General features: G+C 56.3%; 15 protein-coding genes. 9 read left to right on the top strand and 6 right to left on the bottom strand.

What is annotated here, in order from left to right:
* Nucleotide 1 precedes the first annotated feature (1 nt).
* Nucleotides 2–742 (bottom strand): uroporphyrinogen-III synthase, encoded by a 741-nt coding sequence (gene hemD, locus ACMGGR_RS00215; RefSeq protein WP_246762164.1) that lies wholly within the window; start codon nt 740–742, stop codon nt 2–4.
* On the bottom strand, nt 739–1,680 hold the full coding sequence (gene hemC / locus ACMGGR_RS00220; RefSeq protein WP_414147897.1) for a hydroxymethylbilane synthase: 942 nt from the start codon (nt 1,678–1,680) through the stop codon (nt 739–741). The genes hemD and hemC overlap by 4 nt, the downstream gene beginning before the upstream one ends.
* A 287-nt stretch (nt 1,681–1,967) precedes the next feature.
* Here hemC and ACMGGR_RS00225 point away from each other — a divergent pair, with 287 nt between their 5' ends.
* From ACMGGR_RS00225 to uvrD, 7 genes are all read left to right on the top strand, one after another.
* Nucleotides 1,968–4,517 (top strand): class I adenylate cyclase, encoded by a 2,550-nt coding sequence (locus ACMGGR_RS00225; protein WP_246762168.1) that lies wholly within the window; start codon nt 1,968–1,970, stop codon nt 4,515–4,517.
* Between the two features lie 153 nt (nt 4,518–4,670).
* Nucleotides 4,671–4,880 (top strand): LPS translocon maturation chaperone LptM, encoded by a 210-nt coding sequence (gene lptM / locus ACMGGR_RS00230; RefSeq protein WP_414148887.1) that lies wholly within the window; start codon nt 4,671–4,673, stop codon nt 4,878–4,880.
* 27 nt (nt 4,881–4,907) lie between these two features.
* The gene (gene dapF / locus ACMGGR_RS00235) at nt 4,908–5,732 is read left to right on the top strand and encodes a diaminopimelate epimerase (protein ID WP_246762170.1); all 825 of its coding nucleotides are present in this window, start codon (nt 4,908–4,910) and stop codon (nt 5,730–5,732) included.
* Nucleotides 5,729–6,430: a DUF484 domain-containing protein gene (locus ACMGGR_RS00240; protein WP_246762171.1), complete on the top strand. Its 702-nt coding sequence runs from the start codon at nt 5,729–5,731 to the stop codon at nt 6,428–6,430. The genes dapF and ACMGGR_RS00240 overlap by 4 nt, the downstream gene beginning before the upstream one ends.
* On the top strand, nt 6,427–7,332 hold the full coding sequence (xerC, locus tag ACMGGR_RS00245) for a tyrosine recombinase XerC (RefSeq protein ID WP_414147898.1): 906 nt from the start codon (nt 6,427–6,429) through the stop codon (nt 7,330–7,332). Before ACMGGR_RS00240 ends, xerC begins: the two co-directional genes overlap by 4 nt.
* Nucleotides 7,332–8,048 (top strand): 5-amino-6-(5-phospho-D-ribitylamino)uracil phosphatase YigB, encoded by a 717-nt coding sequence (gene yigB, locus ACMGGR_RS00250; protein ID WP_414147899.1) that lies wholly within the window; start codon nt 7,332–7,334, stop codon nt 8,046–8,048. Before xerC ends, yigB begins: the two co-directional genes overlap by 1 nt.
* 51 nt (nt 8,049–8,099) lie before the next feature.
* The gene (uvrD, locus tag ACMGGR_RS00255; protein WP_246762176.1) at nt 8,100–10,262 is read left to right on the top strand and encodes a DNA helicase II; all 2,163 of its coding nucleotides are present in this window, start codon (nt 8,100–8,102) and stop codon (nt 10,260–10,262) included.
* A gap of 186 nt (nt 10,263–10,448) precedes the next feature.
* Here the strand turns inward: uvrD and ACMGGR_RS00260 are convergent, their stop codons facing one another.
* Nucleotides 10,449–10,922, bottom strand: a complete 474-nt coding sequence (locus tag ACMGGR_RS00260; RefSeq protein WP_246762178.1) for a WbuC family cupin fold metalloprotein — start codon at nt 10,920–10,922, stop codon at nt 10,449–10,451.
* Nucleotides 10,923–11,011: 89 nt separating this feature from the next.
* On the opposite strand from ACMGGR_RS00260, the gene ysgD reads away from it, so the two are divergent.
* Both ysgD and corA read left to right on the top strand, forming a co-directional pair.
* Nucleotides 11,012–11,068 carry a YsgD/CorL family protein gene (gene ysgD, locus ACMGGR_RS00265; protein WP_414148888.1) on the top strand — a complete coding sequence of 19 codons (57 nt, stop codon included), beginning with the start codon at nt 11,012–11,014 and terminating at the stop codon, nt 11,066–11,068.
* A 131-nt stretch (nt 11,069–11,199) separates the two neighbouring features.
* Nucleotides 11,200–12,153, top strand: coding sequence for a magnesium/cobalt transporter CorA (gene corA, locus ACMGGR_RS00270; RefSeq protein WP_246762180.1), 954 nt, complete (start codon nt 11,200–11,202; stop codon nt 12,151–12,153).
* Between the two features lie 104 nt (nt 12,154–12,257).
* Here corA and mdtI read toward each other — a convergent pair whose 3' ends face one another.
* The 3 genes from mdtI to rarD form a co-directional block, all read right to left on the bottom strand.
* On the bottom strand, nt 12,258–12,587 hold the full coding sequence (gene mdtI / locus ACMGGR_RS00275; protein WP_246762181.1) for a multidrug/spermidine efflux SMR transporter subunit MdtI: 330 nt from the start codon (nt 12,585–12,587) through the stop codon (nt 12,258–12,260).
* On the bottom strand, nt 12,574–12,924 hold the full coding sequence (gene mdtJ / locus ACMGGR_RS00280; RefSeq protein ID WP_414147900.1) for a multidrug/spermidine efflux SMR transporter subunit MdtJ: 351 nt from the start codon (nt 12,922–12,924) through the stop codon (nt 12,574–12,576). Before mdtJ ends, mdtI begins: the two co-directional genes overlap by 14 nt.
* A gap of 357 nt (nt 12,925–13,281) precedes the next feature.
* Nucleotides 13,282–14,181 carry an EamA family transporter RarD gene (gene rarD, locus ACMGGR_RS00285; RefSeq protein ID WP_414147901.1) on the bottom strand — a complete coding sequence of 300 codons (900 nt, stop codon included), beginning with the start codon at nt 14,179–14,181 and terminating at the stop codon, nt 13,282–13,284.
* Between the last annotated feature and the right edge of the window lie 27 nt (nt 14,182–14,208).

The following is a 14,208-nucleotide window of genomic DNA, read 5'->3' on the forward strand; positions in this document are numbered from 1 at the left end:
TTTATTGTAACGCGCGCAGCAGCGCGTCGTTATCGGCACCTTCGGCTACCTGAACCGCTCGCCAGCCCAGTTCTCTGGCGCGGGTAGCCAGGCGTTCACTAACGACCACCAGTCGGCAGTGGAGAAGCCATTCCTCACGATCGATCTCCGGGAAGAGCGAATAAAGCTGCTGCAACATTTCGCCGCTGGTTACAACCAGCGTATCAACCTGGCGATCTCGCCAGCGTCGACCTTCCTCGGCACCCTGATAAATTTTCGCACAGCGTTGATAGCATTCAACAAACTGTACATCAGCACCGCGCTGTTGCAAGGTTTCCGCCAGTAATTCACGTCCGCCATTGCCGCGCAGGATCAACGCGCGCTTTCCGGCAACCTGCTGTAAAGCAGGAAGCTGGATCAATATTTCACTGGTTTCGCGCTCGTGCGGCCAGACTACATCCCGGCCACTGACCGTATGCAAAGCCAGCGCGGTGGTACGGCCTATAGCATAATAGTGCAGAGAGGAAGGCCACGAAACGCCAGCACGCGCTAAAGCGGGGTGGGCGTAATGAATAGCGTGTTGGGAAAGAAGAAAAACCAGATCGCCATCCTGTAATGAAGCCAGCTGCTGCGGTAGCTGGTCCAGGCCGGTGCCCGGCGTAAATTCGATCAGCGGCATAGACCAGGCAACCCGGCCAGCGGTACGTAAACGGCTGACCAGCTCTTCAGCCGCCGGAGCCGGGCGGGTTACCAGGATGCTCATTTTGGCGGATTTCCTTTATAGACTTCTGCCAGGATTTCACGTGCGCCGTTGCTCAACAGCTCTTCGGCCAGCGAGATACCCATTTTTTCTGCATCTTCACGCGGCCCACGGCGTTCGCCACGGATCATCTTACTGCCGTCCGGCGAACCAACCAGCCCGCGCAGCCAGAGTTCGTTACCTTCCAGCTCGGCAAAACTGCCGATTGGCACCTGGCAACCGCCCTCTAGCCGGGTATTCATCGCGCGCTCGGCTTTTACGCGTATTGCCGTATCTTCATCATTCAGCGCGGCCAGCAGGGTAATGGTGTTCGCATCGTCCAGGCGGCACTCAATCCCGACCGCGCCCTGGCCTACCGCAGGCAAAGATTCTTCTGCCGGCATGGCGTGGCGAATACGGTCGCCCTGTCCCAGCCGCTTCAGACCCGCGACGGCAAGAATGATGGCGTCGTAATCGCCCGCATCCAGCTTGCTTAAACGAGTGCCGACGTTGCCGCGCAGCGAGCGGATAATCAGATCCGGACGGCGGGCGCTAAGCTGACACTGGCGGCGCAGGCTGCTTGTGCCGACAACGGCGCCCTGCGGGAGCGCATCAACAGAATCAAACTTGTGGGAAACAAAGGCGTCGAGCGGATCTTCGCGCTCGCAGATAGTCACCAGCCCCAGCCCCTGCGGAAACTCTACCGGCACATCTTTCATCGAGTGAACGGCAATATCGGCGCGGCCGTCCAGTAAAGCCTGTTCAAGCTCTTTGACAAACAGGCCCTTGCCGCCAACCTTCGCCAGCGGCGTATCTAAAATAATGTCACCTTTGGTGACCATAGGCACCAGCTCAACGCGCAGCCCTGGATGGCTGGCCATCAAACGCTGCTGAACATAGTGCGCCTGCCACAGCGCAAGCGGACTCTGGCGGGTAGCTATTCTTAAAATTTTGTCTGACATGCTGGTTACCGTTTTTATCGTTCACTGATTATCCTATCATTGTTACGGGAAGCCTGTCAGTTTCCACGGCCTGAAACGGCGATGGCGGGGCGGGTTGCGGGATTTTGGGTCTGGCTGATGGTAAAACGTGCTAAACTGTTTGGTAGCGCAACTTTCTTTACGGTCAACCGACCAGGTGTTAGATTGATCACGTTTCCAGCAATAATTTGCACGACTATTTTTAAAGCAAGCGGCAAATTTCGGGAACAGGTTTTTTTGCAGGCACTGGGATAATCAGGCGAGACGTCTTGTACCTCTACATTGAGACACTGAAACAGAGACTGGATGCCATCAACCAGCTGCGCGTCGATCGCGCCCTGGCGGCGATGGGACCTGAGTTCCAACAGGTTTACAGTCTGCTGCCGACCTTATTACATTATCATCATCCGCTGATGCCGGGTTACCTTGCGGGTAACGTTCCACATGGCATCAGCTTCTACACGCCTGATGAAAGCCAAAAAACTTATCTCGATGATTTAGAAGGTAAATCTGGATCATCCGCCGCGCTGACGCCGCAGGGTGAACTGCCGATTACCGGCGTTTACTCGATGGGCAGCACCTCTTCCGTCGGCCAGAACGCCACTTCTGACCTGGATATCTGGGTTTGCCATCAATCCTGGCTGGATAACGAAGAGCGTCTGGCGCTGCAAAAGAAATGTACGCTGCTGCAAAAATGGTGTGCGGGCATGGGCGTGGATGCCAGCTTCTTCCTGATCGATGAAAACCGCTTCCGCCACAATGAAAGCGGCAGCCTGGGTGGCGAAGACTGTGGTTCCACGCAGCATATTCTACTGCTGGATGAGTTTTACCGTACCGCCGTGCGCATGGCCGGTAAGCGTATTCTGTGGAATATGGTGCCGGGCGAAGAGGAAGAGCATTACGACGACTACGTAATGTCGCTTTATCAAAAAGGCGTGCTGACGCCGAACGAATGGCTCGACCTGGGCGGCTTGGGCACGCTTTCCGCTGAAGAGTACTTCGGCGCGAGCCTGTGGCAGCTCTATAAAAGCATCGACTCTCCTTATAAAGCGGTGTTGAAAACGCTGCTGCTGGAAGCCTATTCCTGGGAATATCCGAGCACGCGCCTGCTGGCAATGGATATCAAACAGCGCCTGCACGACGGCGAAATCGTCTCCTATGGCCTCGATCCCTACTGCATGATGCTGGAACGCGTCACGCACTATCTCACCAGCATCGATGACCATGCGCGTCTCGATCTGGTGCGCCGCTGCTTCTATTTAAAAGTGCGTGAAAAATTATCGGTCAGCAGCGAACCGGGCTGGCGGCGGGAAATCCTTGGCCAGCTGGTAAAAGAGTGGGGCTGGGACAAGCAGCGTCTGATCATGCTGGACAGCCGCGCCGAATGGAAAATCGGCCGCGTGCGCGAGGCGCACAATGAGCTGCTGGACGCGATGATGCAGAGCTATCGCAACCTGATCCGCTTTGCGCGCCGCAATAATCTGAGCGTCAGCGCCAGCCCGCAGGATATCGGCGTGTTAACGCGTAAGCTTTACGCCGCTTTTGAAGCGCTACCGGGAAAAGTCACGCTGGTGAACCCGCAGATTTCCCCGGATCTTTCCGAACCGCATTTGACCTTTATTCACGTGCCGCACGGCCGCGCTAACCGTGCGGGCTGGTATCTGTATAACCAGGCACCGGATATGCAGTCGATCATCAGCCATCAGCCGCTGGAATATAACCGCTATCTTAACAAGCTGGTTGCCTGGGCGTGGTTCAACGGTTTGCTGACCAGCAAAACGCGCCTGCATATCAAGGGCAACGAGCTTTGCGATCTGGCCAGGCTGCAGGAGCTGGTGGCGGATGTGTCGCACCATTTTCCGCTGCGCCTGCCCGCGCCGACGCCAAAGGCGCTGTATAGCCCGTGTGAGATCCGCCATCTGGCGATTATTGTTAATCTGGAATATGACCCGACCGCCGCTTTCCGCAATCAGGTGGTGCATTTCGATTTTCGCAAGCTGGACGTGTTCAGCTTCGGCCAGCAGCAGCAGTGTTTAATTGGTAGCATCGATCTGCTTTACCGCAACTCGTGGAATGAAGTGCGCACGCTGCATTTCAACGGCGAGCAGGCGATGATTGAGGCGCTAAAAACCATTCTGGGCAAAATGCATCAGGATGCCGCGCCGCCGGATGCCGTAGAAGTCTTCTGCTACAGCCAGCATCTGCGCGGTTTAATTCGCACGCGCGTGCAGCAGCTGGTATCCGAATGTATTGAGCTGCGCCTTTCCAGCACGCGCCAGGAGCCGGGCCGCTTTAAGGCCGTGCGCGTGGCTGGCCAGACCTGGGGGCTGTTCTTTGAGCGCCTGAGCGTTTCGGTGCAGAAATTAGAGAACGCCGTGGAGTTTTATGGCGCTATCTCCAATAACAAGCTGCACGGCCTGTCGATAAAGGTAGAAACGGATCAGACCCGTTTGCCGTCGGTGGTAAACGGCTACGCCAGCGAAGGCATTATTCAGTTCTTCTTCGAAGATACCAAAGACGATCGCGGCTTCAATATCTATATTCTGGATGAAACCAACCGCGTCGAAATTTATCATCACTGCGAAGGCAGCAAAGAGGAGCTGGTGCGCGACGTTAGCCGCTTCTATTCTTCCTCGCACGATCGGTTTACCTACGGCTCCAGCTTTATTAACTTCAATCTGCCGCAGTTTTATCAGATTGTGCAGGTGGACGACCGTTTTCAGGTTATTCCTTTCCGCAGCCAGGCGCTGGCGCAGCTTTGCGCAGCCGTTTCGGATAACGATCCCAGCGACTACGCACAGCGCTACCAAATGCACTGACGGCGCGCGCCAGCGTTGTCAGGGCATTTATTCCACGCCGCCGCGCATTTAACCCCTTTCCTTTCTGCAAGCTTCGCCTTTTTCCTGTTGCTTTTAGCACTTCACCTGCGATGATAGTCAACCAACAGGCAGCAACAAATGAGCAGAACGAGCATGAAGAAAATGATTTGTCGGCTGGCGCTGGCGCTAGCCGTGGTGAGTCTGGCGGGATGCGGACTGAAAGGCCCTCTCTATTTTCCAAAGCAGGAACAGCCGCAAAAAACCGCAGGTAAAGCGACGCAGCCCAAAACGGCGAGCGCGGCAGCGGTTAACGCGCAGCAGCAGTCAAAGACCACCGATGCGGAACAGCAATCGGCTCAGTAAAACATGACGCACTCGCTGGAGCCACACATGCAGTTCTCCAAAATGCACGGTCTGGGCAATGACTTTATGGTCGTCGATGCCGTGACGCAAAACGTCTACTTCTCTCCGGAACTGATCCGTCGGCTGGCGGATCGCCATCTGGGGATCGGCTTCGATCAGCTGCTGATCGTAGAGCCGCCTTACGATCCGGATCTGGATTTCCACTACCGCATCTTTAACGCTGACGGCAGCGAAGTGGCGCAGTGCGGCAACGGCGCCCGCTGTTTCGCCCGCTTTGTACGGCTGAAAGGCCTGACTAACAAAAGCGACATCCGCGTCAGCACGCAGACTGGCCGCATGGTACTAAGCGTTACGCCGGACGAAATGGTCTGCGTCAACATGGGCGAGCCGAACTTTGAGCCGCAGCAGGTGCCGTTTCGCGCGAACAAAGCGGAAAGCCTTTATCTGATGCGTGCCGCCGAGCAGACGGTAATGTGCGGCGTGGTATCGATGGGCAATCCGCACTGCGTGTTGCAGGTCGACAGCGTGAAAACCGCGCTGGTAGAAACCTTAGGCCCGGTGCTGGAAAGCCACGAACGTTTTCCTGAGCGCGTTAACGTTGGCTTTATGGAAGTGGTCGCGCGTGAGCATATCCGCCTGCGCGTTTACGAACGCGGCGCGGGTGAAACCCAGGCGTGCGGCAGCGGTGCCTGCGCGGCGGTTGCCGTTGGTATTCAACAGATGCTGCTGGCGGAAAAAGTGCGCGTTGACTTACCTGGCGGCAGCCTGACTATCGCCTGGAAAGGGCCTGGCCATCCGCTTTATATGACCGGCCCCGCCACTCACGTTTACGACGGATTTATTCATCTATGAAACAGGTCAGCGAGGAGCCATCTGAATTTTTGCTGGACGACGGCGCGGTCAGCGACTATCTGCGGCAAAACCCGGATTTCTTTATCCGCAATGCCCGCCAGGTAGAGCAGATGGTGGTGCCGCATCCGGTACGGGGAACCGTCTCGCTGGTGGAATGGCAGCTTGGTCGCCAGCGTCATCAGATTGCGCAGCTGGAAGAAGAAATTACCCTGCTGATGGAACAGGCCAGCGCCAACCATCGGCTGTTCGAGAAGCTGTTGACGCTTCAGGCACGGCTTGCCGCCGCCGACAGCCTGCAGGATATGCTTAACCGGCTGCACCGCTGGGCGCGCGAGCTGGGCATAGCGGGCGCTAACGTGCGCCTGTTCAGTGAAAAATGGCGGATTGGCGCGCCATCGGACTTCACCCAGCTGGCGCTGTCAAAACCGGCTTTTGAGCCCGTACGCATTCAGCGTCTGGGCAACCAGCAGCACTATCTGGGCAGCCTGAACGGCCCGGAACTGCTGCTGCTGCTGCCGCAGGCAAAAGCGGTCGGTTCGGTGGCTATGTCGCTGCTGGGCGAGCGCGGCGATCTGGGCGTACTGATTTTCAGCAGCCGCGACAGCCAGCACTATCAGTCCGGGATGGGCACGGTGCTGTTGCAGCATCTCTCGCAGATGCTGCCGGAACTGCTACAGCGCTGGGTAGAACGGGTATGAATCCGTCTCCTCTACAGCCTGCCGTAGAGGGCTTCCTGCGCTACCTGAAGGTTGAGCGACAGCTTAGCCCGCTGACGCAGATCAACTACCAGCGCCAGCTGAGCGCCTGCATTACGCTGCTTGACGAAATGAAGCTCGCTGCCTGGAACAGGCTGGACGCGGCCCAGGTTCGTTCGCTGGCCGCGCGCAGCCGTCGTGAAGGCCTGAAGCCCGCCAGCCTGGCGCTGAGGCTTTCCGCGCTGCGCAGTTTTCTGGACTGGCAAATCAGCCAGGGCGTGCTGAAAGCCAATCCGGCAAAAGGCGTCGCCACGCCGCGCGCTTCACGCCATCTGCCTAAAAATATTGATGTGGACGAGGTCAACCGCCTGCTGGATATCGATCTAAACGATCCGCTGGCGGTACGCGATCGCGCAATGCTGGAAGTGATGTATGGCGCGGGACTGCGTCTGTCTGAACTGGTAGGGATCGATATCGGTCACCTTGATCTGGCTTCTGGCGAAGTCTGGGTATCGGGCAAAGGCAGCAAGGAGCGCCGTCTGCCGATTGGCCGTACGGCGGTCGAGTGGACAGAGCACTGGCTGGTACTGCGCGAGCTGTTTGCGCCTGAAGATAACGCGCTGTTTCTGTCAAAGCAGGGCAAGCGTATCTCAACGCGCAACGTGCAGAAACGCTTTGCAGAGTGGGGCGTTAAGCAAGGGCTTTCCAGCCATATCCATCCGCACAAGCTGCGCCACTCTTTCGCCACGCATATGCTGGAATCGAGCGGCGATCTGCGTGCGGTTCAGGAGTTGCTGGGCCACGCTAACCTCACCACCACTCAAATATATACCCACCTTGATTTTCAACATCTGGCTTCGGTTTATGATGCCGCGCATCCCCGTGCCAAACGAGGAAAAACCTGATGCATTTTTACCGTTCGCTGCGGCCGATTGCAGCCATGACGTTCGATCTGGACGATACGCTTTACGACAACCGTCCGGTTATCAGCCGTACCGCCAAAGAGTCTCATGCCTTTTTACAGGCTTATCATCCGGCGCTGAATGACTTTAGCCCGCAGCAGTATCATCAGCTACGCGAAAGCCTGCGCGAGCAGGAGCCGGAAATTTATCATGACGTTAGCGAATGGCGGCGTCGCGCGGTTGAGCTGGCAATGCTGAATGCAGGTCTACCGGCGGCGGAAGCGGAAAAAGGCTCGCGCGCGGTCATGGCGAATTTTACTCACTGGCGTAGCCAGATAACGGTGTCCGAAGAAACGCACAGCACGCTGGCTGCTTTAGCCGCGCGCATGCCGCTGGTGGCCGTGACTAACGGCAATGCCGAGCCGCACCTGTTCGGGCTGGATAAATATTTTAAATTTATTCTGCGAGCCGGGCCGCACGGCCGCGCCAAGCCTTATCACGATATGTATCACCTGGCGGCGGAAAAGCTGAATTTGCCGCTGGAAAATATTCTGCACGTTGGTGACGATCTCACCACGGACGTGGCCGGGGCCGTACGCTGCGGCATGCAGGCGTGCTGGATTAATCCGCATAATGACAATCTGATGCGGGCCAGCGACAGTCGTCTGCTGCCCACGCTGGAAATTTCGCAGTTGGCATCGCTGACCGCGTTGTTATAATACGCTGGTTAAATATCCAGTGGAGCTAGCTCCCTTAACCTGACGGTGCTTATGGACGTTTCTGACCTTCTCGACGGCTTGAATGACAAACAACGCGAGGCCGTAGCCGCGCCGCGCAGCAATTTGCTGGTGCTGGCGGGCGCGGGCAGCGGCAAAACCCGCGTGCTGGTGCACCGGATTGCCTGGCTGCTGGCGGTTGAAAACTGTTCGCCATACTCGATCGTTGCCGTGACCTTTACCAATAAGGCGGCGGCAGAGATGCGCCATCGCATCGAGCAGCTAATCGGCACCAGCCAGGGCGGGATGTGGATTGGCACCTTCCACGGGCTGGCGCACCGTTTGCTGCGCGCGCACCATCTTGACGCTAACCTGCCGCAGGATTTCCAGATCCTCGACAGCGAAGACCAGATGCGCCTGTTAAAGCGCCTGATTAAGGCGATGAATCTGGATGAGAAGCAGTGGCCCGCCCGTCAGGCAATGTGGTACATCAACGGCAAAAAAGACGAAGGATTACGTCCTAAGCATATTGAAAGCTACGGCAATCCGGTTGAGCAGACGTGGTTGCGCATCTATCAGGCCTATCAGGAAGCCTGCGATCGCGCGGGGCTGGTGGACTTTGCCGAGCTGCTGCTGCGCGCGCACGAGCTGTGGCTAAACAAGCCGCACATCCTTAACCACTATCGCGAGCGCTTCACCAACATTCTGGTGGATGAATTTCAGGATACCAACAATATCCAGTACGCCTGGATCAGGATGCTGGCCGGCGACAGCGGCAAAGTGATTATCGTGGGCGATGACGACCAGTCCATTTACGGCTGGCGCGGCGCGCAGGTTGAAAACATCCAGCGCTTCCTCAACGATTTCCACGGCGCGCAGACCATTCGCCTGGAGCAGAACTACCGCTCGACCAACAATATTCTGAAAGCGGCTAACGCGCTGATCGCTAACAATAACGGGCGATTAGGCAAAGAGCTGTGGACGGACGGCAGCGACGGCGAACCTATCTCTATCTACTGCGCGTTTAACGAGCTGGACGAAGCTCGCTTTGTGGTTAACCGCATCAAAGTGTGGATGGAAAACGGCGGCGCGCTGAACGACTGCGCCATTCTCTACCGCAGTAACGCCCAGTCGCGCGTGCTGGAAGAGGCGCTGCTGCAAACCAGCATGCCTTACCGCATCTATGGCGGTATGCGCTTCTTCGAACGTCAGGAAATCAAAGACTCGCTGGCCTACCTGCGGCTGATAGCCAACCGCAACGACGATGCCGCCTTTGAGCGCGTGGTAAATACGCCGACGCGCGGCATTGGCGACCGCACGCTGGATGTGGTGCGGCAAACCGCGCGCGAACGTCAGCTCACGCTATGGCAGACCGCGCGCGTGCTGCTGCAGGAAAAAGCGCTGGCCGGACGTGCCGCTTCGGCGCTGCAACGCTTTACCGAGCTGGTGGATTCCCTGGCGCAGGAAACCAGCGAAATGCCGCTACACGTGCAGACTGACCGGGTGATTAAAGATTCCGGGCTGTGGCTGATGTACGAGCAGGAAAAAGGCGAAAAAGGCCAGGCGCGTGTCGAAAACCTTGAGGAGCTGGTCAACGCCACGCGGCAGTACAGCTATCAGGACGAAGACGAAGATCTGATGCCGTTGCAGGCGTTCCTTTCCCATGCGGCGCTGGAAGCGGGAGAAGGCCAGGCGGATAAATGGCAGGATGCGGTACAGCTGATGACCATGCATGCCGCAAAAGGGCTGGAGTTCCGCCAGGTGTTTATCGTCGGTATGGAAGAAGGCATGTTTCCAAGCCAGATGTCGCTGGAAGAGGGCGGCAGGCTAGAAGAGGAGCGTCGTCTGGCCTATGTTGGCGTGACGCGCGCCATGCAGAAGCTGACGCTGACCTATGCGGAAACGCGTCGGCTCTACGGCAAAGAAGTTTATCACCGGCCTTCGCGCTTTGTCGGCGAATTGCCGGAAGAGTGTGTCGAAGAAGTGCGTCTGCGTGCCAGCGTCAGCCGTCCGGTCAGCCACCAGCGCATGGGAACGCCAGTCGCGCAAAACGACAGCGGCTTTTCGCTTGGCCAGCGCGTGCGCCACGCTAAATTTGGCGAAGGCACAATTGTGAATCTGGAAGGCAGCGGCGATCACAGCCGTTTGCAGGTCGCTTTCCAGGGCCAGGGGATCAAGTGGCTGGTAGCCGCTTACGCGAAGCTGGAAACCGTCTAGCCCTGTACCGGATAACAGAGTCGGCGGGGGCGCTTTGCTCCTGTCGTATATCAGACATGCCCTAACCTGGTCAGCAGTCTTAACGAAGCCGACCAGGGTCGCCTTGCTCCTGTCGTATATCAGGCATGCCCTGGCCTGGTCAGCAATCTTAACCAAGCCGACCAGGGTCGGCTCCGCTTTTATTACCTAACGTGAATAGCGATCGCCCGGCTGGGCTTTGGCATACCAGGCCATAACGTCTGCCGTTCCTTCGCCGCCTTCTTGCGGCGCCCAGTGCATGCAGTCATCCTCCGTTAGCGCCTGATAAGGGCCATGCTTAACTTCAAAAATTACGCCGCCCTCGTCCAGCGACAGGACCGCGTGCCAGGTAAAAGCCGGCATTTCCTGTAACAAAATGTCTTCGCCCAATAGCGTACGATGCGTCACTTCGCCTTCGTCATTAAATTGCAGCACCACGAAACGCCCCTTCAGCGGCGTCAGTAGCTCCCAGGTCTGCGGGTGGCGGTGCGGACGGATATAGGTACCCGGCTCCATGGCGATAGCCAGACGCTGCACCGGATCCGTTAACTCTTCATGGAAAGTTCGGTGTGAACGCAGGCGAGCGACGCTGGCAGCCTGTTTGCTCATGTCGCTTAAATCGGCATGGGAAAGCTGTTTCATTCTGAATCCTTATTCTCTGGGGTTGCTGTTGACGTCATTTTCAGCACAGCGTAACATGCGCGCACCATTACCCAGAGAGGACATTTGCCTTGGACACACCCAGTAGATACTGGCTCACTGACCTGCACCGCAGGTACAACTCCTAAGGCTATCCTCCTCTGCCGATAGCCTTCGTGGTTGTCGGCGATCCGCATTACCGCATCGCTCCGAGTCAGACTGACCTACCTGTTCCGTGTTCAGGCGCGTCCCATGTTATGAAGAATTGGGAGTACCAGCTATGCTGAGCGCATTTAAACTTGATCAGAACCGCCTTGCTCGTCTGGAGCTGGAAGAAGCCAGCGACGAGCTGACCAGCTCCGTCTGGGTGGATCTGATTGAGCCTGAGGAAAACGAACGCGACCGCGTGCAAAACGAACTGGGCCAGAGCCTGGCAACGCGTCCCGAACTGGAAGATATCGAAGCCTCCGCGCGCTTTTTTGAAGACGAAGATGGCCTGCATATTCACTCCTTCTTCTTCTATGAAGATGCGGAAGACCATGCCGGAAACTCAACGGTCGCTTTTACCATTCGCGACGGGCGTCTTTACACGCTGCGCGAGCGTGAGCTGCCTGCGTTTCGCCTTTACCGCATGCGCGCGCGCAACCAGGTGCTGATTGACGGCAACGCTTACGAGCTGCTGCTGGATCTGTTTGAAACAAAAATCGAGCAGCTCGCTGACGAGATAGAAAACATCTATAGCGATCTGGAAAAGCTCAGCCGCGTTATTATGGAAGGCCAGCAGGGCGACGAATTTGATGCCGCGCTTTCTACGCTGGCGGAGCTGGAAGATATCGGCTGGAAAGTGCGTTTGTGCCTGATGGATACGCAGCGCGCGCTCAATTTCCTGGTGCGTAAAGCCCGTCTGCCTGGTAACCAGCTGGAGCAGGCGCGTGAAATCCTGCGCGATATCGAATCGCTGCTGCCGCATAACGAATCTCTGTTCCAGAAGGTCAACTTCCTGATGCAGGCGGCGATGGGTTTTATCAACATCGAGCAGAACCGCATTATTAAAATCTTCTCGGTTGTCTCCGTGGTGTTCCTGCCGCCGACGCTGGTTGCTTCCAGCTACGGCATGAACTTTGAGTTTATGCCTGAACTGAAGTGGAGCTTTGGCTATCCTGGCGCTATCTGCCTGATGATCCTGGCGGGGCTCGCGCCTTACGCCTACTTCAAGCGTAAGAACTGGCTGTAACCCATATCAGGGAAGCCGTCCGCAAACGGCTGACCGATACGGCGCAGCCGCGCTATGCCACGGACGGCTGCGCCAATGTTTTCGCGGTAGAGCTTTATCGCGCGTCAGGCAAATTTAATCAGCACCATACCCACCAGCAGCACGCCAATACCAGTCCAGCCCCGAGCGTTAAGACGCTGCCCAAATAAAATCCAGCCGGCCGCCGCCGTTGCGACAATGCCGAAACCTCCCCATAAAGCGTAAGCTACAGAAAGGTCGATGCTTTTTACGGCCTGTGCCAGCGCGGTAAAAGCGGCCAGTACGGCAGCGAGAGATGACAAACCGTAAAGCGGCCGACGAAAACCGTGCGAATATTTTAAAAAAATGTTGGCGAGGATCTCCAGGACGACCGCCAGCGCCAGCCAGGCGAGATGTAATCCGTTAAGCGATGACATGCTTTTTCTCCTCGCGGCCCGTCGTGCCGGACTTTACCAGCACAATACCCGCGACCAGCATCGCCAGACCGGCAACTTTCATCGGCGTCAGCAACTCGTCGAAAAGCATAACGCTAAACAGCGTAATAAACAGAATGCCAATTCCTTCCCAGATAGCATAGGCCACGCCCAGCGCAATTTTTTTAACGGCAAAGCTTAAAAAAATATAGGAAAGGGCGATCATCGCCAGCATAAAAATATAGCCGGCGGCATGGCCGTTAAGGCTGGCCCATTTCATGGTCAGCGTACCGATGATTTCACAGGAAATCGCCAGCGCTAATAAAAACCAGTACAGCATTTTCTCTCTCCAGAAAATAAAATAGCGGACGCGCACGCCGCGCAGTAATAAAAAATTTCGGAAGAGGGCTACAGCGCAAAGCGCCAGTGCGTATCGCTGCAAGGGCAGAAGAGAACCGGCCTGATGGCAAAAGAAGGGGGCATGACGGAAATGAACAGACTGTCCATGAATTTACAACTCATCCACGCTATTGCTTCTCATCCTGGTGGAGTGAATATTGTCCTCGGTAGTTAAACACGCCGCTATTCTGCCATTACCTGTCATGCTATGGCTAAAATCTTTTCACTGATTTACGAAGGCTGTCGTGGCGCTTTAATTAAACTTCGCCGAACGGACATTATTCGGCGAAGTGAAAATTTAAACCTCGGAAGCTTTTTTACGTTTAAGCGTTTTTAGTGCATCAAAGATAAATATCGCCAGCGCCGCCCAGATAAAAGAGAATGTTACCGCTTTATCCTGCGTCATCTTTTCGCCATAAAATGAAACGGCCAGCAGAAACATCAGCGTCGGGCCAAGGTACTGGAAAAACCCTACCGTAGAGAGGCGCAGGCGGGAACAGGCAGCGGTAAACAGCATCAGCGGGATAGTGGTAACAATGCCGGCCGCAATCAACAATAAATTCAGCGAAAGCGGATTCTGCGTCAGATGGCTGGTCGAACTGTCCGCTATGCCGAACAGATAGATAGCGGCGACCGGCAGCAGCCAGCTGGTTTCAATCAGCATGCCGGTTTGCGCGTCTACGCCGATTTTTTTGCGCATCAGGCCGTAGAGCGAAAAAGTCACCGCCAGGCCCAGTGCAATCACCGGCACCGAGCCAAATTTCCACAGCTGGATAACCACGCCGCAGGCGGCCAGCGCCACCGCCAGCCACTGCAGGCGACGAAAGCGTTCGCCGAGAAAGAGCATACCTACCAGCACGTTTAGCAGCGGATTAATAAAGTATCCCAGGCTCGCTTCCAGAATATGATGATTATTCACTGCCCAGATGAATATCAGCCAGTTACTGCACACCAGCGTGGCGGAAACCGCCAGCAGCAGCACCTTTTTTGGCTCTTTAAAGATTGCCCTGACTTTACCCCAGTTGCGGCTGACGCTCAGCAACAGCAGCATAAAAAAGAACGACCAGATTACCCGGTGCGTCATAATCTCGCCCGGTGCCACCTGCTGGATGAGCTTAAAATAGGCGGGCGCGATGCCCCAGATAAAATAAGCGCCCAGCGCATAAAAGATGCCCTGCCGAGTTTGTTGCGCGTCCATGTAACGTTACTCCATAAAGGTTTGCAA

Origin of the sequence: Erwinia sp. BNK-24-b, assembly GCF_047456155.1 — a bacterium.
GTDB classification, from domain to species: Bacteria; Pseudomonadota; Gammaproteobacteria; order Enterobacterales; family Enterobacteriaceae; genus Erwinia; species Erwinia phyllosphaerae.

Excerpts from the sequence above, each read along its gene's own strand:
- hemD (WP_246762164.1), bottom strand. The coding sequence starts at position 742 with ATGAGCATCCTGGTAACCCGCCCGGCTCCGGCGGCTGAAGAGCTGGTC.
- hemC (WP_414147897.1), bottom strand. The coding sequence starts at position 1,680 with ATGTCAGACAAAATTTTAAGAATAGCTACCCGCCAGAGTCCGCTTGCG.
- lptM (WP_414148887.1), top strand. The coding sequence starts at position 4,671 with ATGAAGAAAATGATTTGTCGGCTGGCGCTGGCGCTAGCCGTGGTGAGT.
- dapF (WP_246762170.1), top strand. The coding sequence starts at position 4,908 with ATGCAGTTCTCCAAAATGCACGGTCTGGGCAATGACTTTATGGTCGTC.
- ACMGGR_RS00240 (WP_246762171.1), top strand. The coding sequence starts at position 5,729 with ATGAAACAGGTCAGCGAGGAGCCATCTGAATTTTTGCTGGACGACGGC.
- xerC (WP_414147898.1), top strand. The coding sequence starts at position 6,427 with ATGAATCCGTCTCCTCTACAGCCTGCCGTAGAGGGCTTCCTGCGCTAC.
- yigB (WP_414147899.1), top strand. The coding sequence starts at position 7,332 with ATGCATTTTTACCGTTCGCTGCGGCCGATTGCAGCCATGACGTTCGAT.
- uvrD (WP_246762176.1), top strand. The coding sequence starts at position 8,100 with ATGGACGTTTCTGACCTTCTCGACGGCTTGAATGACAAACAACGCGAG.
- ACMGGR_RS00260 (WP_246762178.1), bottom strand. The coding sequence starts at position 10,922 with ATGAAACAGCTTTCCCATGCCGATTTAAGCGACATGAGCAAACAGGCT.
- corA (WP_246762180.1), top strand. The coding sequence starts at position 11,200 with ATGCTGAGCGCATTTAAACTTGATCAGAACCGCCTTGCTCGTCTGGAG.
- mdtI (WP_246762181.1), bottom strand. The coding sequence starts at position 12,587 with ATGTCATCGCTTAACGGATTACATCTCGCCTGGCTGGCGCTGGCGGTC.
- mdtJ (WP_414147900.1), bottom strand. The coding sequence starts at position 12,924 with ATGCTGTACTGGTTTTTATTAGCGCTGGCGATTTCCTGTGAAATCATC.
- rarD (WP_414147901.1), bottom strand. The coding sequence starts at position 14,181 with ATGGACGCGCAACAAACTCGGCAGGGCATCTTTTATGCGCTGGGCGCT.